This is a genomic window from Burkholderia sp. AU33423 (assembly GCF_002223135.1).
Taxonomy (GTDB): Bacteria; Pseudomonadota; Gammaproteobacteria; order Burkholderiales; family Burkholderiaceae; genus Burkholderia; species Burkholderia lata_D.
This window is the reverse complement of the sequence record NZ_NKFH01000007.1, coordinates 278,632-305,441: the sequence shown is the minus strand read 5'-3', so window position 1 is coordinate 305,441 and position 26,810 is coordinate 278,632. Positions and strand designations below refer to the sequence as shown.

Sequence of the window (26,810 nt, the reverse complement as noted above, 5' to 3'; positions counted from 1 at the left end):
CGCTGATCGAGCGACACGAGCGCGCAACAGTTGCCGGCGATTCGTCGATCAAAAACAATACGGCAGACTAACCGAAGAGGCGAGGATCAAGCGCGAACTCTTGTTTACTGATCACTTTCACACTCGAAGTAAAATCCGCATGCATCGGGTTCAGTAACAAGTTGAAGTCGGTTGGGCAAACGACGGACGGCACCCGCATCGCCAAGTGCTCGCCTGCTTCAAGCCAGCGCTGCCCGATCCGAGTCGTCGAATCTGGATCCCGAGACAGTACCGCCCAATCGTCCGGCAGCTCCGGCTGGTACGCGTTGTCATGGATGGCATCGGGTACTTCCAGGGTCACTAGAAAAAATCCACCGGCGGGAAGCAAGCCGGACATATGGACGAGCGCCTCGAGCAATGACGTCGACGCGTGGCAACAGGTATACAGCACACGCATGCCGCGAGGATTCCAGCGCCCACCCGCGATCGACGCGCCGTTCCCGCTCAAGTCATCAGCCAGATAACGCCCCTTCCGTTCTTTCGCGAGACGATACAGCCTCACGCGGTGACCCCGAATTGGGCGCGGCTCAGAATGTCGCGCACCCGGTCATAGCCGGGCTGTACGTCAAGAACTTCAATCGGCTTCAAACCGTCGAGCTCTGCGTTCACCCGACTCATCCACGCCGCCGCGCGCTCGCTGTCTTCAAACAGATCGATAGCGAGATTCAATATATAGAGCACGCGCGCAACGCGATCAGACTCGTTTTGTGACAACCGATCGTGTTTGGCAATCTTTCGCAAAATGGTCGAGCTGGGAAGGCTCAGCGCGCTCAAGAGGGACTGAACCGGCACACCGAGTAACTCACGTGCAACGCGCTCGATGATAATCGCATCGAAACCATCCGCGATCGCACGCCGCTGCGACATTGGTGCCATTTGACGAAAGGTGTCGAAATCGCCCTTGCCAGCGCCCAAACCTTTCAAGTTGCCCGCCGACGCCGTCGCGCGGGGCGCACCAGCGCGCTTGGCCAACTGACGGGCTGCAGGTGTGCTTGCTGTCATCGCGACTCCCGAATGGGATAATTTGAACTCCCATTATATACAACCAATCGGGAATTTTCAATCGACCAAACGGCATGGGTGTGACCAACTGGAATCGACGGTACTTCTCGCTATAGCGGGAGTGCATGTGTCGACAGGATCTCCTTGAGTACCATGAACGAGCGTACCTGCCGCACGCCTGGTAGGTAAAGCAGCTGCTCGGCGTGCAGCCGGTTGAAGCTGTCGTTGTCTCGCGTGCGCACCAGCATGAAGTAGTCGAATTCGCCGGTCACGACGTGACACTCGACGCACCCCGACACTTTCTGCGCGGCCTTCTCGAACGCGGCGAAGGCTTCGGGTGTCGAGCGATCCAGCACGAAGCCGATCACGACCAGCATCCCCGCTCCGAGCGGCTTCGGGTCGAGCAACGCAACGATGCCGCGGATCAGCCCCATTTCCTTCAGCCGCTCGACGCGCCGCAGACACGCCGGCGCACTCAGCTTCACCTTCGCCGCGAGGCTCACGTTGGAGATCGACGCGTCCTGCTGCAGTTGCCGCAGGATCGCGCGGTCGATGCGATCGAGCGCCGGTGCGGCGTCGGCCGGCGATGCGCTGCCTCGATCTAATTTCATTGCGTCATCCTCCTGCTCAACGAATCAAAATTGTTTAAGGCGTTTCCGTATCGTCGATAACGTAGGCCGCTGCAATTTATTTCGCAAGCTCATTTCTCGTGCTTCTGCCTATCATTTTTCTCGTCGGAACACGGCCTGCCGGCCGCGCCCGAACGATCCGATTTCCCGCCCCGTCCACTGCCTTCCGGAGCCCGCCGATGAACCTGCAACGTTTCCCCCGTTATCCGCTCACGTTCGGCCCGACGCCGATCCAGCCGCTCAAGCGCCTGAGTGAGCACCTCGGCGGCAAGGTCGAGCTGTATGCGAAGCGAGAGGATTGCAACAGCGGCCTTGCGTTCGGCGGCAACAAGACGCGCAAGCTCGAATACCTCGTCCCCGACGCACTCGCGCAAGGCGCCGACACGCTCGTGTCGATCGGCGGCGTGCAGTCGAACCAGACGCGCCAGGTCGCGGCCGTCGCCGCGCATCTCGGGATGAAATGCGTGCTCGTGCAGGAGCATTGGGTCAACTACGAAGATCCGGTGTACGACCGCGTCGGCAACATCCAGCTGTCGCGCATGATGGCCGCGGACGTGCGGCTCGTGTCCGACGGCTTCGACATCGGCATTCGCCGCAGTTGGGAAGAAGCGATGGAGAGTGTGCGGCAGGCGGGCGGCAAGCCTTACCCGATTCCGGCCGGCTGCTCGGAGCACCCGCTCGGCGGGCTCGGCTTCGTCGGTTTCGCGGAAGAAGTGCGTGCGCAGGAGGCCCAACTCGGCTTCAAGTTCGACTACATCGTCGTATGCTCGGTCACGGGCAGCACGCAGGCGGGGATGGTCGTCGGCTTCGCGGCCGACGGGCGCGCCGACCGCGTGATCGGGATCGACGCGTCGGCCACGCCCGAGCGCACGCACGAACAGATCACGCGCATCGCACGGCACACCGCCGAACTCGTCGATCTCGGCAGGCCGATCACCGAAGCGGACGTGGTGCTCGACACGCGCTACGCCGGCCCCGAATACGGACTGCCGAACGACGGCACGCTCGAAGCGATTCGCCTGTGCGCGCGGCTCGAAGGTATGCTGACCGACCCGGTCTATGAAGGGAAGTCGATGCACGGGATGATCGACAAGGTACGGCTCGGCGAAATCGAGCCTGGGTCGAAGGTGCTATATGCGCATCTCGGCGGCGTGCCGGCGTTGAGCGCGTATAGCGAGATTTTCCGGAACGGTTGACGAAATCGAGATGAAACGCCGTCGCGCCGAGGGTCGCGTGCCGGCACCTTGATCGCAGGGATCGTCCGATTGGTGACGAACGAAAGCAAGCGGGGCGGTCACCGTCTTACCGGTGCCCACCCCGCTGCGGAAAAGACAGGAAAGCGGCCGCGCGACGCAGCCGCCTGATTCGCTCAGTTCTGCGTAAGCGGATTCAGTGTCGTGCACAGGAAACCCGTGCAGTTCTTCGGCGTGAAATAGAACGACGCCATCGCGAGCGGCGGCGTGGTGCCGAGCGCCATGTCGCTCAGATACGCACTGCCCTGCGCGCCGAACGTGTTCGACTGCTGGACGAAGCTCGCGCCGGTCGACTGGATCGCGGCCGACTGGTACGTGAAGGTCGGCGACTGCGTCTGGTCCTTCACGTAGACCCACGAGATCGCCGTGCCGAACGCCATCGCGCCCTTCGCGCGATACCCCTTCGCCCCTTCGCTGTTGGCCTGCGCGATGAAGTCGCCGACGGTCGACGTCGGTGCCAGCGCGTCGTACGTATAGGTCGCGCTCGACGCGTTGTTCTTCATGTAGATGTTCGCCTGCACCGATGCCACCGCGATCGGCCCCAGAAACCAGTAGCCCGACTGGCCCTGGCCGTTCGCCTGGGTGAGGAACGCATTCGCGTCGGCCGGCAAGCCCGTCGTCGTGTACGTGTACGTGGCCGACGAGCCGCCATCCTTGCGATAGAGATCGCCGTACGTGAGCGGCCCTTCGTAGCGGTAGCCGCTCGACCCTTGCGCGTTGGCCGTGTTGACGAAGGACGTCATGTCGGCCGGGGCGTTCTGCAGCTGGTACGTGTAGGTCTGCGCGGTGCCATCGTTCACGAAGATCGATTGCGTCCCGCCGTTGCTCGAGCTGTAGTAGTAGTCGCCCAGATAACGGTAGCCCTTCGCGCCTTCGCTGTTGACCAGCGTCAGGAAGCTCGCCTTGTCGGCCGCGACAGGCTGCGCCTCGTAGCGCCATGTCAGCGTGCCGCCACCCGAGCCGCCCGAGCCGCCGGAACCACCCGAACCGCCATTGCCGCCGCTTCCCGCCCCGCCCGAACCCGTGCCGCCGGCGCCGCCATTGTTGCTCGAACCCGATCCGCCGGACGCCGCGGGCGAGGAATCGTCGCCGCCGCAAGCGGTCAACGCCAGACAGGTCAATGCAATCAGAGCAACGGCTTTCATCGGGATCACCTCGATGCAGAAAGGATGAACGAAACCGGTACGCGCGGATCACACCGCGCGCACGGAGGGTCAGGAATCGGGAATCGGCCGGCGGCGCACCGCCGGCCCGGGAACGTCAGTTGACCTGGAGCTGGCCACCGCGGCCGAGGCCGCCCTTGACGTCCTGCGCCTTGTAGCTGCGCAGTGCGACGACCATCTTGTTCCACGCATCGATGAACGCAACGACCGTCGCCTTGCCTTCCGGCGTCGTCGAGAAACCGGCGAGCCCGCCACCTACGCCGCCGCCGAAGCCACCCAGCGCCGCGCCGTAGTTCGTCGCCGTCGAGCTGCCTTCCGACGCCGCGATCTGCACCGCCGAGCGCACGTCGAACAGCGTCAGCGTCACGACCGACGCCTTTGTCTGCAGATGGCCCGCCACCGCGGCCACCGCGCTGTTGCCGATCAGCCCGCCGATCATGCTGCCGATCCCGCCGATCGGCGAATCGTTGATGACGATCTGCGGTTCCATGTAATAGTCGGCCGCGACACGCTGGCCCTTCTGCTGCTTCGAGCCCGCTCGGTATTCGCCCGAGTTGCGCTGCAACTGCGTGATGCGCGACAGGCGCGCGTCGCTCTTCTGGTTGCCGATCGACGTGATCACGAAGCAGTTCGACTGCTGCACCGCCAGGCGCAGCAGCGGGTCGATGCTCGTCACCTTGGTCGCACTGCCGAACGGGCCCCACCAGTCGGCGTTACGCCCGTCGTCGACCGCGATCGTGCCCAGCGGCGACGCGCAGCGCTGCAGCTGCGAATCGGCGCCGGCGCTCGCGCCGCCGGCCGCCGCGCCCGTCACGCCGGCGTTCTGGCCGCCGGGCGTCACCACGCCGCCGCAGCCTGCGACGGACGCGCAAAGCGCTGCCACCAGCGCACCTTGAGTGAGACGTTGGGAAAGGATGGTCTTCATGTCGTTGTCGATCGATTAGAGTCGTTGTTCGGCTTATGTGTTCGTGCGAACTTCGATAAGCCCCCCGGCTGGCGCGCGATGGTGGTCTCCCCGCTGCTGCCCCCGTTGCTTCAGGCCCGGTCAGTAGTACCAGTACGTCTGCTGCCAGACGCCGTAGTACGGATAGCCCGAGTACCAGTAGCCGTAATAGCGGTCACGCCATTCCGTGCGCCATTTCCAGTCTTCTTCGTCTTCCTTCTTGGCCTTGCGCGCCAGGTCGAGCAGCTTCTTCGACTCCTTGTCGCCGCGCCCGGCCGCGATCGACAGCCATTTCTCCGCCTCGCGTGCGTCGGAGCCCATTTCCTCGAGGCCGAACAGGTAGAAACTGCCGAGCGCCTTCTGCGCCTGCAGGTCGCCACGCTCGGCGGACTCGCGCATCCACTTGAGTGCCTGGTAGCTGTCCTGGCGCACGCCGTCGCCGCGGAAATAACGCAGGCCGAGGTCGTAGGCGGCCTTCGGCTGGGTCTTCGCGGTCTGCTTCAACGCGGCGATGCGCGGGCTTTCCTGGTCCTCCGAATCGTCCCTTTTTTGATAGGACACCTGATCTTTAGGACGGTCGGAACAACCTGTGTCGTCGCAGATCCGCACCGTGTTGCTTGTGAGGGACGGATCCTGCGCGCACGCGGCCAGTAGCAACAGCAGCCCCGGTGCGATCAAACGGCGGTACATTGTTACTTTCCTCAGGTTTTATTGGCGCCGCAATTCTTCGAGCTATCCACCCCCGCGAGCTCGCACCCGGTGGCGTGCGGCGCAACGGATACAATCCGCCGACGCCGACACGCAGTCCAAGGCTCTCTCAGGTTCTCTCTTCGAATCGTTCCGTCACTGCTTCATTGCTGTCGCTTTTCGCCGGTCCGACTGTGGCCGTCGGTGATCTCCAAACATGACGCGACAAACAATAGTGACGTGGTGAGCAATAATAATGAAGAAAAAAGGCATGTCAAGGTCATTCGCTTTTTCAAAGCTTGCATGACACGTCAGTTTTGATATGCTCACCCTCGCCAAAACCCCTTGGAGACCCCATCGAGATGCCCAACAGCGAGCAGGCCAACGTCGATCTGATCACCGCCAACAAGGTGCGCGACCTACTGAACCGGAACGGCATTCCGCCGCGAAGTCACAACACGACGATCGCGAACGTGCTCGGCCTGAGCTTCTCGGTCGTTACGCGCAAGATGAAAGGCCTGATCCCGTGGAACCTGTCGCAATTGCAGGACATCGCGACCCACTTCGGCGTGCCGCCCGCGATCCTGCTCGACGACAAGGGCACGCAGCCGGCCGCCGCCGAGATGATCGACGCGACGCTCGTGATCGAGTCGCGGCGCTTTCGCTGCCGCGCCGCGATCTCGACCAAGGCCAGCAGCCAGAGCGAGACGGATTTCGTCGCGCTGCAGTGGCAGGGCGAGTGGCTCATCACCGAGCGTCAGCACGCGCGCGAGGGCCGCACGTATCCGGTCGACGTCATCGAGCTGCGCTCGACCCAGCCGAACGTGTATGCGGCGCGCATCGCCGTGGTCGACGATTCGCAGGACGTCGCCGAAACGGTATGTGAATATTTCATCGAAAAAGGCGTGAACGCGATCCCGTACTTCGACGGCGCGGCGTTCCGCAAGGCACTGGAAGTCGAGGATTTCGACGGCTACATCCTCGACTGGATGCTCGGCGACCAGACCGCCGCCGAACTCGTGCGCGGCATCCGTTCGAGCGAGAACAGCGGCGCGCCGATCTTCCTGCTGACCGGCAAGATCTCGACCGGCGAAGCCAGCGAGGACGAAATCGCGCACATCGTGTCGCACTACAACGCACGCTGCGAGGAAAAGCCGGTGCGCCTGCCGATCCTGTTCGCCGAAGTGGCGCGCGAACTGAAGATCACGCTGCCGGCCACGGCCGCCGCGAACTGAGACCACAGACAAATCACCATCGCACGACCGAGGGCAAGACATGCGAATCTCGACCATCTGGACCAAGCGCCTGCTGACGGCCTGCCTGCTCGGCATGGCCGCCGCGACCTGGGCCGCTTCGTCGTTTACGTTCACCGTCGACGGCAAGATCGACAAGCACAACCAGCAGGGCAAGACGGCGTACGTGTTTTCCGAGCAGGCGCTGATGGCGCTGCCGCAGCATACGATCGTCACGTCGACGAGCTGGACGCCGAAAGCGGCCTTCACCGGCCCGCGGCTGTCCGACATCCTGAAGACCGTCGGCGCGCACGGCACGCAGATCGAGTTCCGCTGCATCGACGAGTACACGTTCACGATCCCCGTGTCCGACGCCGATCGTTACGGCGTGATCCTCGCGCGGACGATGAACGGCAAGGTGCTCGGCAACGACAACTACGGCCCGCTGTGGATCATGTACCCGCGCGACCAGTATCCCGATGAACTGAAGACGCCGCTCGGCGAAGCCAAGTTCGCGTGGCAGATCATCGGCCTGACGGTGAAATGACACGCCGGCGATGGAAAAATAGAAAAATCATCCTGGTCCTCGGCTCGCTGTGGATCATGGGGTTCGCCGCGTGGGCGTTCCTGCTGTGGGACCTCCTCGCCACCTCGGTCAACGAGGGCGTGCTCGAAGGGCCGCGCGAAGGCGTGTTCTGGACGGCCGCGCAATACCGCAACGTCTATACGCGGTTCGACCGGCAGCTGATCCTCTACGCGACGCACCAGGACGACGATTTCAATCACGTGCAGATGCAGCTCGACAGCCTGTCGGTGTCGTTCGGCTTTCTGCAGCGGCCGTCGGAAGTGTCCGAATACTGGCTGCGCATCCCGCGCGCGCGCAACGAGATCAACGCGCTCGGCGAATTCATGACGCGCCTGAAGCGTGAAGTGCCGTTGCTGAGCGATTCGCCGAAAAGCGCGCAGCAGGTGATCGACGAGGTCAATGCGTACTGGCCGAAGGTCAACGGCCTCGCGAACTATTTCCGCGCGATCGAAATGGCGCAGCGCGATTTCACGTTCCATCAGCTGAAGGAAAAGCAGCGCGCGATCCTGATCCTCGGCATCGTGCTCGGCGTGATCCTGTGTGCGCTGTTCCTGCTGCTGTTCTATACGATGCGCACGCGTGACGACCTGCTCGAGCGGCAGGACGCGGCGCTCGACGCGGAACGCAAGGCGTCCGACCGCGCGTTCGAAATGATCGAGGCGAAGAACGCGTTCCTCGGGATGGTCAGCCACGAGTTGCGCACGCCGCTGCAGGCGATCTGCGGATCCGTCGAGATCCTGCTCGCGCGCCCGCAGTCGGATGCGAACCTGAAGACGATCCGGCGGCTGCAGAATTCCGCGTTGTCGCTCGAGGCGCTCGTCAAGGATCTGACGGACTACATCAAGCTGCGCTCGACGAAGCGCCTCGCCGAACGGGAAACCGTCGGCATGGCGTCGCTGCTCGCCGAGGTGCTCGATCCATTGCGCGAGAAGATCGCGGCCAAGCGGATCGCGATCGTGCAGCAGGTCGAGCCGCACGATCTCACGATCCGGTCGGATCGCAAGCTGCTGCGCCAGGTGCTGTCGAACCTGATCGAGAACTCGGTCAAGTACACGCTCGGCGGGTCGATCGACGTGTCGATCACGCTCGCCGATGCGCCGGCCGGCCCGCAATTGAAGATCGCGGTGCGCGACACGGGCGCCGGCATCGCGAAGCCGCACCTGTCGAAGATCTTCGAGCCGTTCTATCGCGCGAACGACGCGGTCGGGCTGCATGTGGACGGGATCGGCATGGGGCTCGCCGTCGTGCGCGAAATCGTGACGACGCTGCGCGGGCATGTGGACGTGCGCAGCGTCGTGGGCGAAGGCAGCGAGTTCGTCGTGACGCTGCCGGCCGAAGTACCCGGCATCGACACCGCCGGCAACGCGGCCGGCGACGCGCTCGCGCTGCCGCACGCGGCCCAGCACCGCGACCGGCGCGCGCTGGTGGTCGACGACGACGACAACGCGCGCGAAACGCTCGGCGCGATGCTGTCGGCACTCGGCATCGAAGCCGATCTGTGCGGCACCGGGCAGGCAGGCGTCGCGCGCTTCGGTACGGGCCGTTACGACATCGTCGTGATCGATCTCGAGCTGCCGGACTTGAGCGGCTTCGAAGTCGCGCGGCGCATTCGCACGGTTGCGGTACCCGACGACGATGGCCGGCATCCGTCGATCCTCGGCGTCAGCGCATATGAATCGGCTGCGCTGCGCGAGAACAAGCAGGTATTCGACGCATTCCTGCCAAAGCCCGTCCACCTGCGCGAACTCGGCGCGCTCGTCGAGAAGCTGCTCGCCTGAGCCGGTGCGCCGGCGATGCGCCGCTGGTTGCCGCTTACTCCCCGATCAGGTGCAGCACGATATCCCGGCGGTGCGCCGCGCGGCGATGCTCGAACAGATAAATCCCCTGCCACGTGCCGAGGACCATGCGCCCCTGCTCGACCGGGATCGACAATTGCACCTGCGTGAGCGCCGTGCGCAGATGCGCCGGCATGTCGTCGGTGCCTTCGGTGTCGTGCTCGTAGCGCGTGGCGTCCTCGGGCGCGAGCGTCGCGAAGTAGCGCTCGATGTCGCGCTGCACCGACGCATCGGCATTCTCCTGGATCAGCAGCGACGCCGAGGTATGGCGACAGAACACGGTGAGCAGGCCGGTACTGATGGCCTGCTGGTCGACGAACGCACGCACCTGCGACGTGAATTCGACGAGGCCGCCGCCGCGCGTGTCGATGCCGATATGCGTGATCGCCTGTTGCATCGTCGTGACCTCAGGCCAGCGCGGCGAAGCCGTCGGCTTCGATCTGCTTCGCGTCGGCGGGACGCACGACGCGCGCGACTTCGACACCATCACGCAGGAACACCAGGGTGGGCCACAGCTTCACGCCGAACGAGCGGCCGAGCGGACGGCCCGGGCCGTCCTCGATCTTCAGGTGCCGCACGGCGGGATGCGCGGAAAACGACGCCGCGATCGCCGGCTGCGCACCCGCACAGATCCCGCACCAGTTCGCGCCGAATTCGATGACGGTTGGGCCGCCCAGTGCGTCGACTTCCGCGCGCGTCGGCGCGTTGGCGGTGTAGCGTTGCTCGGTATCCATCAGGCCCTCGTGTGCGTTGGCGGAACTAGGCCGCGCGTGCCCGTGCGACGCGGCGGGCGCGGCCTGCGATCTCCTACTGTAGCGGAAAAGCGCGCGCGATGCCGGGCGGTCCTGACCGACGCAAATGGCGTTCCTGCACACCTTCCGGAATGACACGACAAGATTCGGAGCGCCGTGCCGCCGCGACGGGATCAGCATGCGGACTGATCCCTCAACGAAGGCACCGATCATGAATGCTCCGCATTGCGTCACCGAACCGAACATCCTCTATTTCGGCACGCCCGTCGTGCTGGTCAGCACGCTGAACGAAGACGGCACGGCCAATCTCGCGCCGATCTCGTCCGCGTTCTGGCTCGGCTGGCGCGGCGTGATCGGCATCGCCGCCAGTTCGCAGACCACCCGCAACCTGCTGCGCACCGGCGAGTGCGCGCTGAACCTGCCGTCATCGGCACAGGCGCACGCGGTCGACCGGATCGCACGCACGACGGGCACCTACCCGGTGCCGGACGGCAAGCGCGCGAAGGGCTACGTGTACGAACCCGACAAATTCGGCACGGCCGGGCTCACCGAGGCTGTGTCGCAAACCGTCGCGCCGCCGCGTGCGCTCGAATGCCCGGTGCATATGGAAGCGGTCGTCGCGGCCACGCACGGGATCGGTGAGGAAACGCTCGACGTGCGTGGCCACATCCGCGTGTTCGAGGTGCGCATCCAGCGCGTGCACGTGCATCCCGACCTGCTGATGGACGGGCATCCGGACCGCATCGATCCGGACAAGTGGTCGCCGCTGATCATGAGTTTTCAGAAGTTCTACGGCCTCACGCCGCATCAGGTGCACGCGTCGCGGCTCGCCGAGATTCCCGAGCGCGCGTATCGCAGCCCGGATATTGAGCGTGCGCGTGAAGCGGGCGTGTTGACCGGCACCGGCCGGTAACGAAGCGCCCAGGGGGATGCCAGGGAACCCGGCGCTTCGTCGCGCCTTCGCCGGCGGTGTCGATGCGGCTGGGCCGTCCCGGCACCGCCTCGTGCTGCCGGCCCTGTGCATCGCGGTGTCGATCGCGCGGATCAAAACCGCGATCGGCTATCTCTCGACCGAACCGATCGGCACCGCGTTCGGCGCGCGTGTCGGTGCGCTGCCATGGGTCATCGATGCGTACAGCCTCGCGTATGCGGTGCTGTTGCTCACAGGTGAACCTGGAAGTTGTGCCGCGTGGTCTGATCTGCGGGCCTATCCAGCCTCTCGGCTCGCCATGCCTTCCATCCATTCCTCGAACGCGGACACTGCGGCATCGTCGGCACGATCGGCGTTCGTCACCAGCATGTAGTCGTCGGCACGCCATACAGGCGATGCGATCGGGCACACGAGGCGCCCCTCGGCGAGATCGCGCCCGATCAGCGGCAGGGAGGCCAGGGCCACGCCGAGCCCCTCGATGGCCGCGCCGAGTTGCAGATTCACATGATCGAATTCGACATGGCGCGCGGCCCGCAGGTCGGATGCACCGGCTTCCCGCAACCAGTGCGACCAGGCAGAGCGCGTCGTGGCCGAATGCAGCAGGACATGATGACGCAGGTCGGCCACGCTCTGTATCGGATGCTGGCGCAGTAATGCGGGATTGCAGGCCGGCACGCGCAGGTCGGGCATCAACGGGCGCGATACGACGCCCGCACCTTGCTCGGGACCGGAACGCACACCGATATCGAAGGCGTCGGCGACATAGCGCAACTTGCGCGATGTCGTCGACACCCGGACGTCGATTTCGGGGTACCGCGAATGGAAATCGGCGAGCCGCGGCAGCAGCCAGCAAAGCGCAAAGCTCATCGGCACATTCACCCGCACGACGCCCGATATCCGGTGCGTGAACGTGTCGTGGCGCAGCCGCACCACCGCGGTACCGAGGCGCTCGAACGCGTGGCTGACGTCATTCAGCAACGCGGCCCCTTCGTCGGTCAGCACGACACCGCGCGGACGACGGTCGAACAATGGCAGGCCGAACCAGTCCTCCAGCAACCTGATCTGCTTGCCTACGGCCCAATGGGTGACATGCAGCTCCACCGCGGCCCTCGCGAAGCTGCCGTGCCGCGCGACCGCATCGAAAGCGCGCAGCGCGTTGAGCGGGGGCAACTCGCCCCAGTGCTTCGCAGCGTCCCGGTTTCCGCTCATGACGTGACTTTTTCTCTCCATTGACGCGATTTTAGCTCAATTGAAAATACTGCCGCCCCGACCATAAAATTGCCCTATCGAGCGCGAAAGCGACACCACCAGCGGCTTCCGCTGACCGCTCGCACGGAGCGAACGACGATGCGCCTGCCGGTTTTTTCCCCTCCCGCGATGCAGGAGACCGCGCCACCCCGACGGCGTGTGCTATGGCTATCCTGCGTTGCGCACGCCATGCACGATGGCTATACCGACATGATCTACGCGTTGCTACCGGTGTGGCAGTCGGAATTCGGGCTCGACTTTGCGGCCCTGGCGATCCTGCGCGGCATCTATGCCGGCACGATGGCGACGCTGCAGTTGTCCGCGGGGCGTCTCGCGCAACACCTGGGCAGCCGCACGACCCTCGCAATCGGCACGCTGCTCGCCGCGCTCGGCTATGCGATCGCGGGCATGTCGGGTGGCCTGTTCGGTCTGGGCGTGGCGCTGGCGATTTCGGGCGGCGGATCCAGCACGCAGCATCCGATCGCGTCGGGCGCCGTCTCCCGCACCTACGGACGCGACGCGAGAGGTCCACTGAGCGTCTACAACTTTTCCGGCGACCTGGGGAAATCCGCGCTGCCGGCCGCCATTACGCTGCTCGTGACCCTGATGCCGTGGCGTCACGCGCTATGGATCGTCGCCGGTTTGGGCTGCGTCGTGGCCGCCGTCATCGCGCTCTGGTTTCCCGCCGTGCCGCGTGGCGCCGGAAAGCCGGGGGCCAAAGAGCACGCATCCGCTCGACGCAGTGGCACCGGCGGAAGCGGATTCCCCACGCTGTTTTCCATCGGCGTGCTCGATACGGCGGTACGCATGGGACTGCTTACCTTTCTGCCTTTCCTGCTCAAGGCAAAAGGCGTCTCGCCTCAACTGCTGGGAACGGCCCTCGCGCTCGTTTTCATCGGCGGCGCGGCCGGCAAATTCATGTGTGGCTGGCTGGGCGCACGCATGGGTGTGGCCGGTACGGTGTTGCTCACGGAGGGCGGTACGGCCGCGTGCATCGTCGCGGTGATGTATCTCCCGTTGGTACTGACCATGGTGCTGCTGCCGATTCTGGGTATGATGCTCAACGGCACGTCGTCGGTGCTGTACGGAACCGTTCCGGAGATGTCCGCGCCCGAGCGCACCGAGCGCGCATTCGCGATTTTCTACACGGGGACGATCGCATCGGGCGCGCTATCGCCTGTTCTCTACGGGTTCCTGGGCGACAGGATCGGTGTGCATGGCGCCACGTATGCGACCGCGTTGACCGCCCTCGCGATTTTTCCGCTCGCCCTCGCGCTGCGCCCGCATCTGGCGGATGACTCAACAGGATGAACACCATGACGAAGTCTGACTACCCGACCGTCGGCCTTGTCGGCCCGGGCGCAATCGGAACGACCGTCGCCGCGGCCCTTCATGAAGCCGGACGCACGCCGGTGATCTGCGGCCGCTCGGCGCACGAGCAGTTGAAATTGCGCTTCGATGGCGGCGAGATCGTCGTGCCCGGGCCCGTACTGACCGACCCGCAAGCAGTCAAGGAAAAGGTCGATCTCGTATTCGTTGCAGTCAAGTCGACGCAGGTGGCGAGCGCGGCACCCTGGGTCTCCGCGCTGTGCGATGCGAATACCGTCGTCTGCGCGCTGCAAAACGGCGTCGAGCAACAAGCCGCGTTCGCGCCGTATGCGGCCGGCGCCACGGTCGTGCCATCGGTCGTCTGGTTTCCGGCGCAGCGCGAATCGGGCGCATCGGTGTGGCTGCGAGGCAAGCCTCGGCTCACTCTGCCCGATACGCCGGCGAGCAACGTGGTGGTCTCGGCTTTGCACGGCACGCGCTGCGCGCCGGAGGTTGCGGAGGATTTCATCTCCCTCGCCTGGCGAAAGCTTTTGCAGAACGCGGTGGCGGGACTCATGGTGCTGACCGGTCGCCGCGCCGGCATGTACTCGCGAAGCGACATTACCGAACTGTCGCTCGCCTACCTGCGGGAATGTCTCGAGGTCGCGCGGGCGGAGGGCGCGAAACTGGGCAATGAAGTGCCGCAGGAGATCATCGACGGATTCCATGGCTTTCCGCCCGATTTGAGTACGTCCATTCTTGCCGATCGGCAAGGCAACCAACCTCTCGAATGGGACTGCCGGAACGGCGTCGTGCAGCGATACGGACGATCTCACGGCATTCCGACGCCGATCAGCGATCTGGTCGTTCCGCTTCTCGCCGCCGCCAGCGATGGGCCAGGCTAGCAACCAGGAAACCCGAGCGGATCGAATCGCCCGCGGAGTCACCGCGCCCGGCAACCGCGGACAACACAATCATCCTCAATGACATCCGTCACTTCACAACCTGTTCGTGCTGCCGTGTGGCAAACCGGCAAGCAGGCGCCGGTGTTCCCAGGATAGTCGACGAATCGGATGGTCGGACCAAGCGCAAATCGCTCGGTTACGTCGAAAAATGCATCGTGGCCGATCGGATAACATACGGCCGGCCACCTTCCCATGATCAAACCGACGGAGTGTTTTCAGTGATTCAACCGACCCAAGTATTCAAGGACAACCTCGCGCAACTGCCGGCCATCGACGGCGTCGCGCGCATCGATCTCGTCGGCGCGAACGGCGACGTGGTCGCAACCATCGAGAACCAGCCGGGCAAGCAGGGCTCGCTCACGGTGTACAACTACCTGAAGCAGGCGTTCGGCACGCTCGACGCGAACGCCGCCGAGCACGGCCTCGCGATATTCGCCGAGCATACGGCCGACGCACGCAACCGTCCGGGCGCGCACCCGAACGTCGATCGCCTGCTGGCGATCGCCGCCGGCGGCGAAGCGCTGCGGATCGACGTCGTCGCGAAAGGCTGAGTCGTCGGCGGCACGCGCGCGGAAAGCCGCGATCGTCGCGTCCGTATTCCTCGCTCCGGAGACTGCCCGCGTGCCGCGTTTCATTGCCCTGCCGTTGGTCCGCCGTTTCGCTACTGCCGCCGCGATCGCGGCCGTTGCCTGTACCGCATTCGGCGGCACGGCATCGGCCGGTCCGCTGCGAACGGCCTCCGAGATCGCCGGCGCATCGTTGGTGCCGCGCGGCGTGCTGCCGCATTCGCCGGAGAACGGGTCGCTCGATTCGTTTTGCACGCAATATCGCGCGAAGACGACCACCGCAGCCGGCCGCGAAGTCGCGAAGCGCGACTGGATCGTGACGTCCGAGGCGCCGCTCGGGCGCTACACGGTCGTCACGTTCTCGAGCGGCTTCAGCGCCGGCACGAGCGCGATCTGCTTCGCGCGCAACGGCAACATCGGTGTGTTCGACGGCACGACGCTCGTCGCACTCGGCTATACCGCGCGCAAAGCCGGCTGGCAGCTCGGCTCGGCCGACCGGCTGGACAGCGGCGCGCTGCTGATCTGGGGCGGCGACGGCCCGGCGCCGCCGGTCGGCGAACTGCACGAAGACAACGGCGGCCTGCGGCTGACCCGTGTCGCCGCCGAAAGCACGCACTGCAACGGCCGCGCGGTCGTGCCGAACGTGTACGGCAAGCCGCTCGACGCGGCACGCACGATCCTGATCGCGCATGGCTGGCAACCGCTGCGCCCGCGCGAAAAACCGGGCGCGACGGACGGCGCGGCGACGCTCGCGAAGCACGGCATTATCGAAGCCGAAGCGTGTTCGGGCACCGGGATGGGGTATTGCGCGCTGCGCTACCGGAATGCGGCCGGCGTGCTCGGCGTGACGACGGTCGGTGGTGAGCCGGACAAACCTTCGGCGAACACCGTGATCGACTATCAGGTGGCATGTCGCAAGCAGTGAGTGGTGCGCCGATCGCGCGTGCGCAATGCATGCGTCGCGATACGATCCGCACCGTCCGGCCATCGTCCGTTCGTTCGATTGACCGGCCCCGCGCGCCCTCCTAAACTGACCTCCCTTTTACGCGGCATCCACGAAAGGGACTTCCATGATCGACCTCTCCACGCTCGCGCTGTTCTCCGGCGCGTGTCTCGCGCTGACCGCCACGCCGGGCCCCGACATGCTGCTGATCGCGTCCCGCAGCGTGAGCCACGGCCCGCATGCAGGCTTCGCGACACTCGCGGGCATCCAGGCCGGCACCTACTGCCATGCGCTGGCGGCCGCGCTCGGGCTGTCGCAGCTTTTCGTCGCGGTGCCGCTCGCCTATGACGTCGTGCGCTTCGCGGGCGCCGCCTATCTGCTGTATCTCGCGTGGAAGACGTTCCGTTCGGATGCGACCGCACTGTCGCCCGTCGCGTCGCCGCGACGCCACTCGACCGCGGCGATCTTCCGCCAGGGGCTGACGACGAACCTGCTGAACCCGAAGATGGCGCTGTTCGTGCTCGCGCTGTTTCCGCAGTTCGTGCGGCCCGGGCACGGTTCGATCGCCGTGCAGATTCTCGTGCTCGCGACGGTGCTGAACCTGATCGGCCTCGTCGTGAACGGTGCGGTCATTCTGTCCGCGAGCCGGCTGAGCCAGCGGATCGGCGCGCACCGCCGCCCGTCGAAGCTGCCGCAGTATCTGCTCGGCTCGGTGTTCGTGGGGCTGGCGGCGCGATTGGCGGTGGCGGGGCGGCAGTAGTCGTGAACCCATCGGGGAATCACGCTGGTGCAATCGAGCGCTGAATACGAACGACTGAACCGCGAGGAATTTGCAGCGCTCGACGCAATGCTTGCTGCGCGGCGAGCGGCCGGCGTAGCGTCGATCGATATCGTGGAAGGCAAGGGGTCGAGCGCGCCCACTGTGGAGTAACACCGGCTCGTGTTCGTGGCGAGCCGGCGTGCGTCATCACTCGATACGCTGCTCAAGCAGGCGTCGGCCCGTGACAAAAGGTTCATGACCTCGCTCGCTCGAGTCAAACGCTATCCGGATCGTCACCTTCGGGCACGTTTTCAACGCACTCGCGCGTATCCGCCACGATCTTCAACGCCCCGCTACCCAGCAAACTCGCCGGCGTCACCGTGCGGCGGCGCCACGGAATCCGGCCGAAGTACCAGATCCTCCAGAAGCCGAGCGGATGATCGGGATTCCGGCGCAGCAGCATGTCGAAGGTCTCGACGTCGCCGAGCACGATCCGCGTCGCGTCGCGCACGACCTCGCGCACGAACCGCGAGCAGAACTGCCGGCGCGACGCAAGATTGAAACCCGTGTCGTAGACCACGCCGATCCGGCGCATCGCAGCGTCCACGAGCCGGCGCCGCTGCGCGGCATCGAGCGGCTGCTTCAGCCGCGCGATCACGCACGCGCCGCGATCGGAGCGCGCAAGAAACCGCGACATCGTCGTGACGCGCGACAGCGGAAACGTACTCTCCGCAATCAACGGCTCGCCGCCGCGCTCGCCGACGACGATCCCGACGTGATTCGTCCACGAGCGCGTCGCGCTCGCCACTTCGAGAAACGGTCGCACGGTGACGCGGATGAAGACGATGTCGCCGATCTCCGGCTCGATCGGCAGCGGCATGTCATGCGGATCGTGAGAACCCACGGAGAAGAGACGCCGCCGGCCCGCCGCGGGTGAGCGGATCATGAGCGGCCGGCAGCCGGTATCGACAACCATACGGACCTCGCGCGAGTGGAGATGGCACGAGCATGTCAGCAGCAGCCGGGTTCCGCATCCGCTTCATGTGCGGGAGCGGATATTCGTGCCGCCCAGTGGCGGATTTCGATACCGGCGTGAAGCGGTGCGCAGGTGCCCAAGCCTTCAGCGTGTCGCGCCCAGCGCCACGCGCAGCCGCTCCATCAACTGTGTGTAGTACCGCAGCACGTCGTCCTTCGGCACGACATTCGCAGTCGCGAAACGGTCCGACCACGCCGGTTTCCATTCATACGAGCCGTGCACGCTGCGATCGCCGTCGGGCGCCTGGACCAGCGAACGGATCCGCGCATCGCGGCCCGGGCCCGTATGCACGTCGAACAGCGCGTGGATGTACGTGTGATACGCGTCGTACACGTCGTCGTCGAACAGGTAGCGGTAGATGTGGAAGGTGCGGTCGAGGTCGCGCTTCGCGCGGATCACGTCGTCCGGCGAGATGTCCTTCCAGTAGCCGATCCACGTGTAGAAGCACAGCAGCGCATTGAGCTGCGGCGCGACCGCGTCGTACAGCGCGAGCCGCTTCTCGATCAATCGCTGGTTGGTCCACTGCACGAGTTCGAGCCGCTTCAGCCGGCGCGCGACGAGCCAGCCGAGACACGCGACCGACAACGGCGTCAGCACGCCCAGCACGAGCTTGACGATTTCCAGCGAATTCCACGGAGTGTTGATTGGCTGCATGAATGACCCGACAAGAAGAAACGCATCCGCGCCGGCACATGACCCGGCGCGCAGCGCCGCCCGCCCGATCGCGGCGGCATTGACCGTTAGTTGCTTGCGCATCGAACGTCGCGTGACGACACAGACAACCGGTTCGAAGCGGTGTGATTCGTCAGTCTATCGGGCGATTGTCACCGAGCCTTGACCGTTCGTCGACCCGTCCGTCTCGTAGCAGCGCACTCGCGTCGCACTAGGTCGGTAGCGCCGACGTGAGCTTGACCTTCTGCATCGGAATGTCGGTCTTCACGCTCAGCACACCCGGAATACGCGTGAGGTATTCCATCTGGAAGCGCCGGTAATCGTCGATGTCGGCCGCGACGACACGCAGCAGGAAATCGCAGTCGCCCGCCATCAGGTGGCATTCGACGACTTCCGGCATCTGCTGGACGGCCTCGGCGAAGCGGTTCACCGATTCCGCGTCTTGCCCCTTCAGCCACACGCGCGTGAAGATCGTCAGCCCCTTGCCGACTTTCGCGGGATTCAGCACGGCCACGTATTTCTCGATCACGCCGGCTTCCTCGAGAAGGCGCACGCGCCGCAGGCACGGCGACGGCGACAGCCCGACCTCGTGCGCGAGCTCCACGTTCTGCATGCGGCCGTCGCGCTGGAGCGCGCTCAGGATCCGGCGGTCGATGGCGTCAAGTTTCATTGGCATTCGATTCCAAAAAATTCGTGTATTACGCGTTCAATGCCAAATTCTGAGAAAAATCTGGCCACAACGCAACCCGATTCGAGTCAAAAAGGCAGACAATTCCTCCCCCGAAGGAATTAAATGAACGCGTCCCACCCCGTGACCGGGTGAGCAAAAGAAGCGGATGAGGAAGATGGATCCTCGTGGGCTGCCGGCATCGATGTGCCCAAAGTGGAAAATACGGAGTTTTCCAAGGTAACCGGAGGATCCAGTGGTCAATTGTCCGGCAGTGGGCGTGGATATTGCGAAGTCGATTTTTCAGGTGCATTACGTTGATCAGGAAACCGGGGAGATCGTGAATAAGCCGATCAGGCGCGGGAAGTTTCTTGAGTTCTTTGCGAACCGGGCAGCTTGCTTGATTGGTATGGAAGCGTGTGGTGGTGCGCACCACTGGGCTCGGCAACTGACGAAGATGGGTCACCAGGTCAGGCTGATGCCTGCCGAGTTCGTGAAGGCGTTCAACATCCGTAACAAGAATGATGCGGCGGACGCTCGGGCGATCTGGTTGGCCGTACAGCAGCCGAGTAAGGCGGTCGCAGTGAAGACGGAGATGCAGCAGGCGATGCTGGCCTTGCACCGGATGCGCCAGCAACTCATTAAGTTTCGCACTATGCAGATTAATGGATTGCGCGGGCTGCTCACGGAATACGGTGAGGTGATGAGCAAGAGTCGGGCGAAGCTGGACAAGGAAATTCCGGAAGTGCTTGAGCGTATCGCGGAGCGTTTGCCAGCAGTTTTCGTCCACACATTGCGCGAACAGTGGAATGGATTGGCGAAGCTTGACGAGCAGGTAGCGCAGATCGAGCAACGCATGCGCGAGTGGAAGAAAGAAGACAAGGCGGTGAAAGCGATTAGCGAGATTCCGGGTGTCGGGCTGCTAACGGCGACGGCGGCGGTTGCAATGATGGGCGATGCGAAGGTCTTCAGATCCGGACGTGAATTCGCAGCCTGGGCTGGTCTTGTACCCAAGCAGACAGGCTCCGGAGGCAAAGTGAACCTGCACGGGATATCGAAGCGTGGCGACACGTACCTGCGTACGCTGCTGATTCACGGTGCTCGATCGGTACTGGCGCATGTGAAGGAACCCGGCGAGTGGATTGAGCAGATGCAGAAGCGTCGACCAACGAATGTCGTGGTCGTTGCATTGGCGAACAAGATGGCGCGAATGATCTGGGCGGTACTCGCCCATGGTCGTCCGTACCGAAAGGACTACGTGAGCGTGAAACCGGCGTAAGCGACGGCACGGCACATCAAGATCAATGTTTAGCACAGGGTGAACGTCGAAAGGTTGCGCAGCAATCGAGTGTGATGACAAGCCAGGTAGGACCGGGATCTACTAAACCTGAATTGCTCCAAGAGCTGCGAGCTCGCCGAAGGAATGAGGTGTAGATCAGCGGATTTCATAGGGGGCCGCAGCGGCAGTGCGAGCTGCAAGCAAGCCCGGATATAGAGATGCAGCCATCCTGTCTGTCAGAACACACGAAAACTGTTGCAAACGGGACGCGTTCATATAGAGGAGTAGTGAGCAGTAGCGTTTCAACGTCGTCAGGGCTTCGCGACAAGGCCGCCTATGTCGCCGAGATGGGTCGCGGATTGCGCGCGGCGCTGCCCGTCATGCTGGGTTTCGTGCCGTTCGCGCTCGTGCTGGGCGCGCAGGCCGCGCAGAAAGGGCTGAGCCTGTTCGAAGTGCCGATGATGACCGGCATGAACTTCGGCGGCGGCTCCGAATTCGCGGCGATCCATCTGTGGTCATCGCCGCCGCACATCGCGCTGATCGTCGCGATGTCGTTCCTCGTGAATTCGCGCCACATCCTGATGGGCGCCGCATTCGAGCCGTATATCCGCCGCCTGCCGCGCCGCCGCGCGTTCTTCGCGCTGTTCTTCATGTGCGACGAAAGCTGGGCGATGTCGCTCGCCGACGCAAGGGCCCGCTCGGCCACGCACATCAGCGTGCCCTATTACGCGGGCATCTGCATGGGGCTCTACCTGACGTGGATCTCGATGACCACGCTCGGCGCGGCCGTCGGCCCGACGATCGGCAACGTCGAGCAGTACGGCTTCGACATGGCGTTCACGGCCGTGTTTCTGGTGCTGCTGCGCGGGATGTGGAAAGGGATGCGTGCGAGCCGCCCGTGGTTCGTGAGCCTCGTGGTCGCGGCGGCCACGCACCTGGCCGTGCCCGGCGCGTGGTACGTCGCGGCCGGCGCCTGCGCGGGGCTGATCGCCGCGCTGCTGTGGGAGCCGCGCGATGCCTGATTTCCCGGATTTCAGCACGGTCGCGACGATCGTGCTGATGGCGTCGACCACCTATCTGTCGCGCATCCTCGGCTACGTGCTGCTGCGCAACCGCACGCTGAGCCCGCGGATGGCGTCGGTGATGGAGAACGTGCCCGGCTGCGTGCTGATCTCGGTGATCGCGCCGGCCTTCGTGTCGACGCGCCCGGCCGATCTGCTCGCGCTGGCCGTGACGCTGATCGCGGCGACGCGCCTGTCGATCCTGCCGACCGTCATCGTCGGCGTCGTGTCGGCCGGTCTGCTGCGGCACCTGCTCGGCTGAGCGGTTCCGACCCGCCGCGCGCGCCGCGGCACGGCCACCGACGAACGGGCGCGCGATGCGCCCGTTTTCACATCCGCGCCCGTCGCGCGACACGACGATCCTCACACGGGAATGCTAGCCTTGTGGCTTGCGCCACGCTGCATTCCCCTCTCATTGCCCAACTCCGCGAGGATCGTCCCGATGCAAGAAACCCGCCCGCTGTTCGACCGCGTCCTGCTCACCAACGACGACGGAATCGACGCCCCCGGCCTTGACGTGCTCGAACAGGTCGCCACGCAACTGGCGCGCGAAGTGTGGATCGTCGCACCGGCGGAAGACCAGAGCGGCACGTCGCACTCGCTGAGCCTGCACGAACCGCTGCGCGTGCATCGCAAGGGCGAACGCCGCTTCGCGGTGCGCGGCACGCCGGGCGATTGCGTCGCGATCGCGGTCAGCCACCTGATGAAGGGCGCGCGGCCCGACATCGTGCTGTCCGGCGTGAATCGCGGCGGCAACCTCGGTACCGAAACGGTGTTTTCCGGCACGGTGGGCGCCGCGATGACGAGCATGCTGGTCGGAGCGCCGGCCATCGCGCTGAGTCAGGCCTTCACCGATCGCAACGCAGTGCCGTGGGACACGGCACGCGCGCTTGCGCCGGACGTCATTCGCCGGCTCGTGGCCGCGGGCTGGGACAGCGACGCCTGTCTGAACGTGAATTTCCCGCCGCGGCCCGCCGATGAGGTGCGAGGGCTGAAGGTGACGAACCAGGGCGCCGGCACGCTGCAGGGCGTCGAGATCGTGTCGGGGCGCGACCCGCGCGACCTCGAGTATCACTGGCTGAAGCTCTCCCGCGCGCCGCGCGACGACGATGCGGATTCGGAAACGGTCGCGCTGGGTGAGGGGTATGTCGCCGTCACGCCGCTGAAATTCGAGCGCACGCACGATCAGGCACTCGCGCAACTGCGGTCGCGGCTCGGCTGATCGCGTCGCTCGGCAAGCAAGCGGTCGCGGTAATCGCGCGTGTGACACCTGCGCGCGGGTTCGCGGCCGCATCCGCCTTCGGTGCTTCGGTGCTTCGGTGTGTCACCGACTCTCGCCTCACGTCAGATTCATTCCCCCGTCGAGCATCACGATCTCGCCCGTCACATAGTCGGACGCGACGAGCATCGCGACCGTCTGCGCGATGTCGTCCGGCGTCGCCGCACGGCGCATCGGTGCGCGCTCGCGCCAGAGCTGCTGCGCGTCGGTCCAGTCGGCCGTGAGCGGCGTATCGACGAGCCCCGGCGCGACCGCATTGACGCGAATCGCCGGCGCGAGCGTTTTCGCGAGCAGCCGCGTCGTGTGATTGAGTGCCGCCTTCGCCGCCGCATACGGAATCGACGCCCCCTTCGGGCGCACGCCCGCATGCGAGCTGACGTTCACCACGCACCCGGCCCGCCCGTGCGACGCCGCCTCGCGCAGCGCCGCCTCCGCCTCGGCAACGAGCCGGAATGGTGCGATCACGTTGATCTCGTGCATCTCGCGCCATACGTCGGGCGTCGCCGCAGCAAGATCGTCATGCGGAAGCACGCGGCTCACGCCCGCATTGTTGACGAGCACGTCGAGCCGCCCGTGCACGGCAACGGCTTCGCGGATCAGCCGCACACGCTCGGTATCGTCGGCGAGATCGGCCTGCACATAGGCCGCGCCGAATTCGCGCGCCATCGCGCGTCCCACGTCGGCCGAGCTGCGCGAATGCAGGATCACCGCGTAGCCGTCCGCCGCCAGCCGGCGCGCAATCGCCGCGCCGATCCCCGACGTCGATCCGGTGACGAGCGCGACCGGCCGATGCACGCGCGACGCGCGCGGCTCGGCGACGGTTTCGGTTTCAGGTTCCGTTTCGGAAATCGGGGCAGACATCGGGGGGAGCGGCGCGTCCATATCGGGGAACCCTGTCAGTGGCGTTCCCGCATCATAAGCGCGACGACGCCCCATGACACGAACGTGACGGCGGCCACCACCGGGATTGAATCGGTGAGCGGTCGGCCGTCAGGTGCCCGATCCGTTCGATGCCGAGCCGGAGCGGCATGAGCGCGCCGGCCGGGACGGAGACCGTCGCCTGCTGTCGCGCCCCGTTTGCGTGTGGGCCGCCGAAGCAGTCACCGCGTTGGCGCATGGCTTCCCCGCCGCGCGGCCCGAGGACAGATCCCCGGGGCAGGCTGCTTCCTGCGTCGCGGCCGCGCCCCGCACCGTCAAATGAAGGGAAGGAGAAGCGGCCCGCGTCGCAGCGGGCCGCTTGCGGCGGCTACTTGCCTGCCAGTGCCAGCGACGGCGCGAGCGCGCTGTTCGGATCCTGCCCGTTCCAGGTGCCGACCCAGGCGTCGTTCGGCGTCGCCCCCATCACGAAGTCGAGCGTGCCGCCGGCCTTCATCTCGTCGTACGTGATGTACGGCCGATGCAGCGGCGTGCCGTTCAGGCTGACCGACTGGACGTAGCGATTGACCGATGACGGCGCGCCGCCGCCGGCCGCATGCGCGGTCACCTTGAAGCGCCGCGTTGCGCCGAACTTCAGGCTCTTTCCGTCCCCGCCGCCCGACGCGACCGGAATGTCGATCGTCGCCTCCTCGAACAGCGGCGTGCCGAGGTAGAACACGCCGCCCACCGGGTTCAGCGAATAGATGCCGAGCGCGGACAGCACGTACCACGCGGACAACTGCCCGCAATCGTCGTTGCCGGGAATCGCCGAATCGCGCACGCGGCGCGGATCGGCCAGCGCGGCCTTCAGGCTGTCGCCGCTGAGCAGCGCGCGATCACCGGCCGTCAGCGTCAGCGAGTACATGTCGTCCATCACCGAACGCACGCGATCCTGCGTCTTCGACGGCATGCCCGCGACGTCGTACAGGTACGGCAGGTGGTTCGCCGGCTCGTTCCCCGCGAAGAACTGGCCGCTGCGGCCGGTCAGGTCCGGAAAGCCCTGGTTGTAGAGGAAGGTCAGCGGGTTGGCCGGATCGAACGTGCGATCGAGCTGCGCGATGAACTGGCTCTTGCCGCCGAGCAACGCGACGAGGCCGGGGAAGTCGTGGAAGACGTTCCACGTATCGACCCACGAATTCGATTCGGAGAAGTCCGTCTTCTCCGCCGCCGTCGGGTCGAAGCCCGCCACCCAGTTGCCCTGCGGATCCTTCGGCTGGGCAAACTTCCAGCCGTTGTTCGGCGTCGTGTTGAACACGTTGCCGTAGTTCTGGCTGCGCTGCAGGTAGGGCCGATAGTCGGCCGTGCTCTTGCCCGCCGCCTTGCCGACCGCGGCCGTCGCCCAGTCGTCGAACGAATAATCCTGCGTCGTTGACACCGACGCGTTGTCGCCGGCGTACACGTAGCCGCTCTGACGATACTGGTCGAAGCCGTGTGCGCTCGCGCTCTGCGTGGTCTTCAACGCGGTCCAGATGTCGTCGATGCCCGCGCTCGTCAGGTGCTTCAGGTAAGCATCGGCGATCAGCGGGATCGACGGGTGGCCGGCCATCGTGAAGGTTTCCGTCTGCGCGAGCGGCCACACCGGCAGTTCGCCCTTGCCGTTCTGCCTGAACTGCGTGAGCAGCGACTTCACCCAGCCGTCGACGCGCTCGGGCTGCACCAGCGTCATCAACGGCGACTCGGCACGGAAGGTGTCCCACAGCGAGAACGTCGACGAATAGTCGAAGCCCGGATTCGCATGCTTGCTCGTGGTCGGCGGCGACGTCGTGCCGTCGTTGGTCGAATCGGTGCCGACGTAGCTGCCGTCCGCATTGTTGTAGACGGTCGGCGCGAGCATCGTGCGGTACAGCGACGTGTAGAACATCGTCCGCTGGTCGGCGCTGCCGCCCTTGATCCGGATCCGGTCGAGCGCGGCGCTCCACACGCGCTCGGCCGCACCGCGCACCTGGTCGAACGACTTCGCGCCGACTTCCGAGGCGAGATTGGCCTGCGCATCCGCGACGCTCGACGGCGAGATGCCGACCTTCACCGTCACTGCACCGCCGTCGTTGCCGTCGGCGAACGTCAGGTAGGCCTTGAAGCCGTCCGCGCTGAACGCGACGTGCTTCGTATCGAACGGCTTCGAGAAACGCGCGACGAAATACGTCGGCTTGTTGTTCGCCCAGTTGTTCGTGATCTCCCAGCCGGCGATCGTCTGCGCATCGATGACCTGGATTTTGCCGCTCGCGGTCGAGCCGCCGATCGGGTTGTCGATGCTGACGATCATGCTGCGCTTCTGCGCGGCCGCGCTCGGGAAATACGTGTAACGATGCACGCCCGCATGCGCGGTGGCCGTCATCTCCGCGAGGATCTTCGCGCCCTGCACGTTCCACGGCGTGTGGCCGCTGCCGACCGGCGCCATCTTCACGCGGTAGTAGCCGGGGCTCGCGGTTTCGTCGTCGTGGCTGAACGACGCGTGGTAGGTGATCGACGCATCGGCGGCGACCTTCGCCAGCGTCGCGGTGTCGACCGGCGCCAGCGTCGGCAGGAACCGCACTTCGCCGCCCGAGCCGATGCCGGTGCCCGACAGGTGCGTATGCGTGAAGCCGGTGATGAACGGATCGTCGTACTGGTAGCCCGACGTGCGATCCCAGTTCCACGGCAGCGTGTGCGCGCCGCCGGTCGTGTCCGGCCCGAGCTGCACCATCCCGAACGGCACGGTCGCGCCCGGGTACACGTGGCCGTGGCCCCGCACGCCGCTGCTCCAGTCCGCGTTGATGTCGAGATTCGCGGTGCCGATCATCGGGGCGACGCTGTGCAGCACCGACCGTTTGGTCGCGCCGCCGTTTTCGCCTTGATCGTTCTGATCGCCCTGGTCGTTCTGGTTGCCTTGATCGTTCTGGTTGCCCTGCGCGTTCGGCCGCTGCGCGAGCACGCTCGCATCCGTCGAGCCCTGATCGCCCCCGCACCCCGACAGCACGGCAAGGCACCCGATACCCACCACATGACGTAGCTTCATCCGTTCGTCCCTCCCTCTCTCTGCGTCGATCCTGTTGGCAAGAACCGCTCGTTGATCTCCCCGG

Annotated in this window: 28 protein-coding genes; 14 read left to right on the top strand and 14 right to left on the bottom strand. The window is 65.3% G+C overall.

Going from position 1 to position 26,810, the window contains the following annotated elements:
• Positions 1–67: 67 nt before the first annotated feature.
• The 3 genes from CFB50_RS19825 to CFB50_RS19815 all read right to left on the bottom strand — a co-directional run bounded on the left by CFB50_RS19825 (position 68) and on the right by CFB50_RS19815 (position 1,652).
• Complete coding sequence (locus tag CFB50_RS19825) at positions 68–541, bottom strand: RES family NAD+ phosphorylase (protein ID WP_069250590.1); 474 nt, start codon at positions 539–541, stop codon at positions 68–70.
• Entirely contained in the window at positions 538–1,041 is a 504-nt protein-coding gene (gene parS / locus CFB50_RS19820) for a type II RES/Xre toxin-antitoxin system antitoxin (RefSeq protein ID WP_179254204.1), read from the bottom strand. Before parS ends, CFB50_RS19825 begins: the two co-directional genes overlap by 4 nt.
• 110 nt (positions 1,042–1,151) lie before the next feature.
• Complete coding sequence (locus tag CFB50_RS19815; protein ID WP_069250588.1) at positions 1,152–1,652, bottom strand: Lrp/AsnC family transcriptional regulator; 501 nt, start codon at positions 1,650–1,652, stop codon at positions 1,152–1,154.
• 197 nt (positions 1,653–1,849) lie between these two features.
• On the opposite strand from CFB50_RS19815, the gene CFB50_RS19810 reads away from it, so the two are divergent.
• Complete coding sequence (locus CFB50_RS19810; RefSeq protein WP_069250587.1) at positions 1,850–2,866, top strand: 1-aminocyclopropane-1-carboxylate deaminase; 1,017 nt, start codon at positions 1,850–1,852, stop codon at positions 2,864–2,866.
• A 173-nt stretch (positions 2,867–3,039) separates the two neighbouring features.
• Here the strand turns inward: CFB50_RS19810 and CFB50_RS19805 are convergent, their stop codons facing one another.
• From CFB50_RS19805 to CFB50_RS19795, 3 genes are all read right to left on the bottom strand, one after another.
• Positions 3,040–4,068, bottom strand: coding sequence for a hypothetical protein (locus CFB50_RS19805; RefSeq protein ID WP_069250586.1), 1,029 nt, complete (start codon positions 4,066–4,068; stop codon positions 3,040–3,042).
• Positions 4,069–4,183: 115 nt separating this feature from the next.
• Positions 4,184–5,011, bottom strand: a complete 828-nt coding sequence (locus CFB50_RS19800) for a hypothetical protein (protein ID WP_069250585.1) — start codon at positions 5,009–5,011, stop codon at positions 4,184–4,186.
• Positions 5,012–5,131: 120 nt separating this feature from the next.
• Positions 5,132–5,719: a tetratricopeptide repeat protein gene (locus CFB50_RS19795; protein ID WP_069250584.1), complete on the bottom strand. Its 588-nt coding sequence runs from the start codon at positions 5,717–5,719 to the stop codon at positions 5,132–5,134.
• 359 nt (positions 5,720–6,078) lie between these two features.
• Here CFB50_RS19795 and CFB50_RS19790 point away from each other — a divergent pair, with 359 nt between their 5' ends.
• From CFB50_RS19790 to atsR, 3 genes are read left to right on the top strand one after another with little or no spacing between them, the layout of a single operon-like run.
• Positions 6,079–6,951 (top strand): response regulator, encoded by an 873-nt coding sequence (locus CFB50_RS19790; protein WP_069250583.1) that lies wholly within the window; start codon positions 6,079–6,081, stop codon positions 6,949–6,951.
• Between the two features lie 40 nt (positions 6,952–6,991).
• On the top strand, positions 6,992–7,495 hold the full coding sequence (locus CFB50_RS19785; RefSeq protein ID WP_089446952.1) for a molybdopterin-dependent oxidoreductase: 504 nt from the start codon (positions 6,992–6,994) through the stop codon (positions 7,493–7,495).
• Positions 7,492–9,312 carry a hybrid sensor histidine kinase/response regulator AtsR gene (atsR, locus tag CFB50_RS19780; protein WP_069250581.1) on the top strand — a complete coding sequence of 607 codons (1,821 nt, stop codon included), beginning with the start codon at positions 7,492–7,494 and terminating at the stop codon, positions 9,310–9,312. Before CFB50_RS19785 ends, atsR begins: the two co-directional genes overlap by 4 nt.
• Positions 9,313–9,346: 34 nt before the next feature.
• On the opposite strand, the gene CFB50_RS19775 is transcribed toward atsR, so the two are convergent.
• Positions 9,347–9,766 carry a secondary thiamine-phosphate synthase enzyme YjbQ gene (locus CFB50_RS19775; protein ID WP_069250580.1) on the bottom strand — a complete coding sequence of 140 codons (420 nt, stop codon included), beginning with the start codon at positions 9,764–9,766 and terminating at the stop codon, positions 9,347–9,349.
• 10 nt (positions 9,767–9,776) lie between these two features.
• Positions 9,777–10,103, bottom strand: a complete 327-nt coding sequence (locus CFB50_RS19770; protein ID WP_069250579.1) for a thioredoxin family protein — start codon at positions 10,101–10,103, stop codon at positions 9,777–9,779.
• 229 nt (positions 10,104–10,332) lie between these two features.
• On the opposite strand from CFB50_RS19770, the gene CFB50_RS19765 reads away from it, so the two are divergent.
• Positions 10,333–11,034 carry a flavin reductase family protein gene (locus tag CFB50_RS19765; RefSeq protein ID WP_089446951.1) on the top strand — a complete coding sequence of 234 codons (702 nt, stop codon included), beginning with the start codon at positions 10,333–10,335 and terminating at the stop codon, positions 11,032–11,034.
• A 294-nt stretch (positions 11,035–11,328) separates the two neighbouring features.
• Here the strand turns inward: CFB50_RS19765 and gcvA are convergent, their stop codons facing one another.
• Positions 11,329–12,261, bottom strand: coding sequence for a transcriptional regulator GcvA (gene gcvA, locus CFB50_RS19760; protein ID WP_174948406.1), 933 nt, complete (start codon positions 12,259–12,261; stop codon positions 11,329–11,331).
• Positions 12,262–12,399: 138 nt separating this feature from the next.
• Here gcvA and CFB50_RS19755 point away from each other — a divergent pair, with 138 nt between their 5' ends.
• From CFB50_RS19755 to CFB50_RS19735, 5 genes are all read left to right on the top strand, one after another.
• On the top strand, positions 12,400–13,611 hold the full coding sequence (locus CFB50_RS19755; protein ID WP_089446950.1) for an MFS transporter: 1,212 nt from the start codon (positions 12,400–12,402) through the stop codon (positions 13,609–13,611).
• A 5-nt stretch (positions 13,612–13,616) separates the two neighbouring features.
• Positions 13,617–14,513 (top strand): oxidoreductase, encoded by an 897-nt coding sequence (locus CFB50_RS19750; protein ID WP_069252832.1) that lies wholly within the window; start codon positions 13,617–13,619, stop codon positions 14,511–14,513.
• Between the two features lie 278 nt (positions 14,514–14,791).
• Positions 14,792–15,124: a DUF2322 family protein gene (locus tag CFB50_RS19745; RefSeq protein WP_069250576.1), complete on the top strand. Its 333-nt coding sequence runs from the start codon at positions 14,792–14,794 to the stop codon at positions 15,122–15,124.
• Positions 15,125–15,194: 70 nt separating this feature from the next.
• A complete protein-coding gene (locus CFB50_RS19740) occupies positions 15,195–16,064 on the top strand; it encodes a hypothetical protein (RefSeq protein WP_069250575.1) in 870 nt (289 codons plus the stop codon).
• Between the two features lie 145 nt (positions 16,065–16,209).
• Positions 16,210–16,842 (top strand): LysE family translocator, encoded by a 633-nt coding sequence (locus CFB50_RS19735; RefSeq protein ID WP_069250574.1) that lies wholly within the window; start codon positions 16,210–16,212, stop codon positions 16,840–16,842.
• 274 nt (positions 16,843–17,116) lie between these two features.
• Here CFB50_RS19735 and CFB50_RS19725 read toward each other — a convergent pair whose 3' ends face one another.
• The 3 genes from CFB50_RS19725 to CFB50_RS19715 form a co-directional block, all read right to left on the bottom strand.
• Positions 17,117–17,818 (bottom strand): YebB family permuted papain-like enzyme, encoded by a 702-nt coding sequence (locus CFB50_RS19725; RefSeq protein WP_069250573.1) that lies wholly within the window; start codon positions 17,816–17,818, stop codon positions 17,117–17,119.
• 144 nt (positions 17,819–17,962) lie between these two features.
• Positions 17,963–18,532 (bottom strand): hypothetical protein, encoded by a 570-nt coding sequence (locus CFB50_RS19720; protein ID WP_069252831.1) that lies wholly within the window; start codon positions 18,530–18,532, stop codon positions 17,963–17,965.
• A gap of 229 nt (positions 18,533–18,761) precedes the next feature.
• On the bottom strand, positions 18,762–19,220 hold the full coding sequence (locus CFB50_RS19715) for an Lrp/AsnC family transcriptional regulator (RefSeq protein WP_006486309.1): 459 nt from the start codon (positions 19,218–19,220) through the stop codon (positions 18,762–18,764).
• 253 nt (positions 19,221–19,473) lie between these two features.
• On the opposite strand from CFB50_RS19715, the gene CFB50_RS19710 reads away from it, so the two are divergent.
• The 4 genes from CFB50_RS19710 to surE all read left to right on the top strand — a co-directional run bounded on the left by CFB50_RS19710 (position 19,474) and on the right by surE (position 22,779).
• A complete protein-coding gene (locus CFB50_RS19710) occupies positions 19,474–20,496 on the top strand; it encodes an IS110 family transposase (protein ID WP_069250572.1) in 1,023 nt (340 codons plus the stop codon).
• A gap of 287 nt (positions 20,497–20,783) precedes the next feature.
• Positions 20,784–21,518: an AzlC family ABC transporter permease gene (locus tag CFB50_RS19705; RefSeq protein WP_069250571.1), complete on the top strand. Its 735-nt coding sequence runs from the start codon at positions 20,784–20,786 to the stop codon at positions 21,516–21,518.
• A complete protein-coding gene (locus CFB50_RS19700; RefSeq protein WP_069250570.1) occupies positions 21,511–21,819 on the top strand; it encodes an AzlD family protein in 309 nt (102 codons plus the stop codon). Before CFB50_RS19705 ends, CFB50_RS19700 begins: the two co-directional genes overlap by 8 nt.
• 180 nt (positions 21,820–21,999) lie before the next feature.
• Positions 22,000–22,779 carry a 5'/3'-nucleotidase SurE gene (gene surE, locus CFB50_RS19695; RefSeq protein ID WP_069250569.1) on the top strand — a complete coding sequence of 260 codons (780 nt, stop codon included), beginning with the start codon at positions 22,000–22,002 and terminating at the stop codon, positions 22,777–22,779.
• A gap of 117 nt (positions 22,780–22,896) precedes the next feature.
• On the opposite strand, the gene CFB50_RS19690 is transcribed toward surE, so the two are convergent.
• Together CFB50_RS19690 and CFB50_RS19685 are read right to left on the bottom strand one after the other, a co-directional pair.
• Positions 22,897–23,718, bottom strand: coding sequence for an SDR family NAD(P)-dependent oxidoreductase (locus CFB50_RS19690; RefSeq protein ID WP_069250568.1), 822 nt, complete (start codon positions 23,716–23,718; stop codon positions 22,897–22,899).
• A gap of 364 nt (positions 23,719–24,082) precedes the next feature.
• Positions 24,083–26,746 (bottom strand): GH92 family glycosyl hydrolase, encoded by a 2,664-nt coding sequence (locus CFB50_RS19685; RefSeq protein ID WP_089446949.1) that lies wholly within the window; start codon positions 26,744–26,746, stop codon positions 24,083–24,085.
• Between the last annotated feature and the right edge of the window lie 64 nt (positions 26,747–26,810).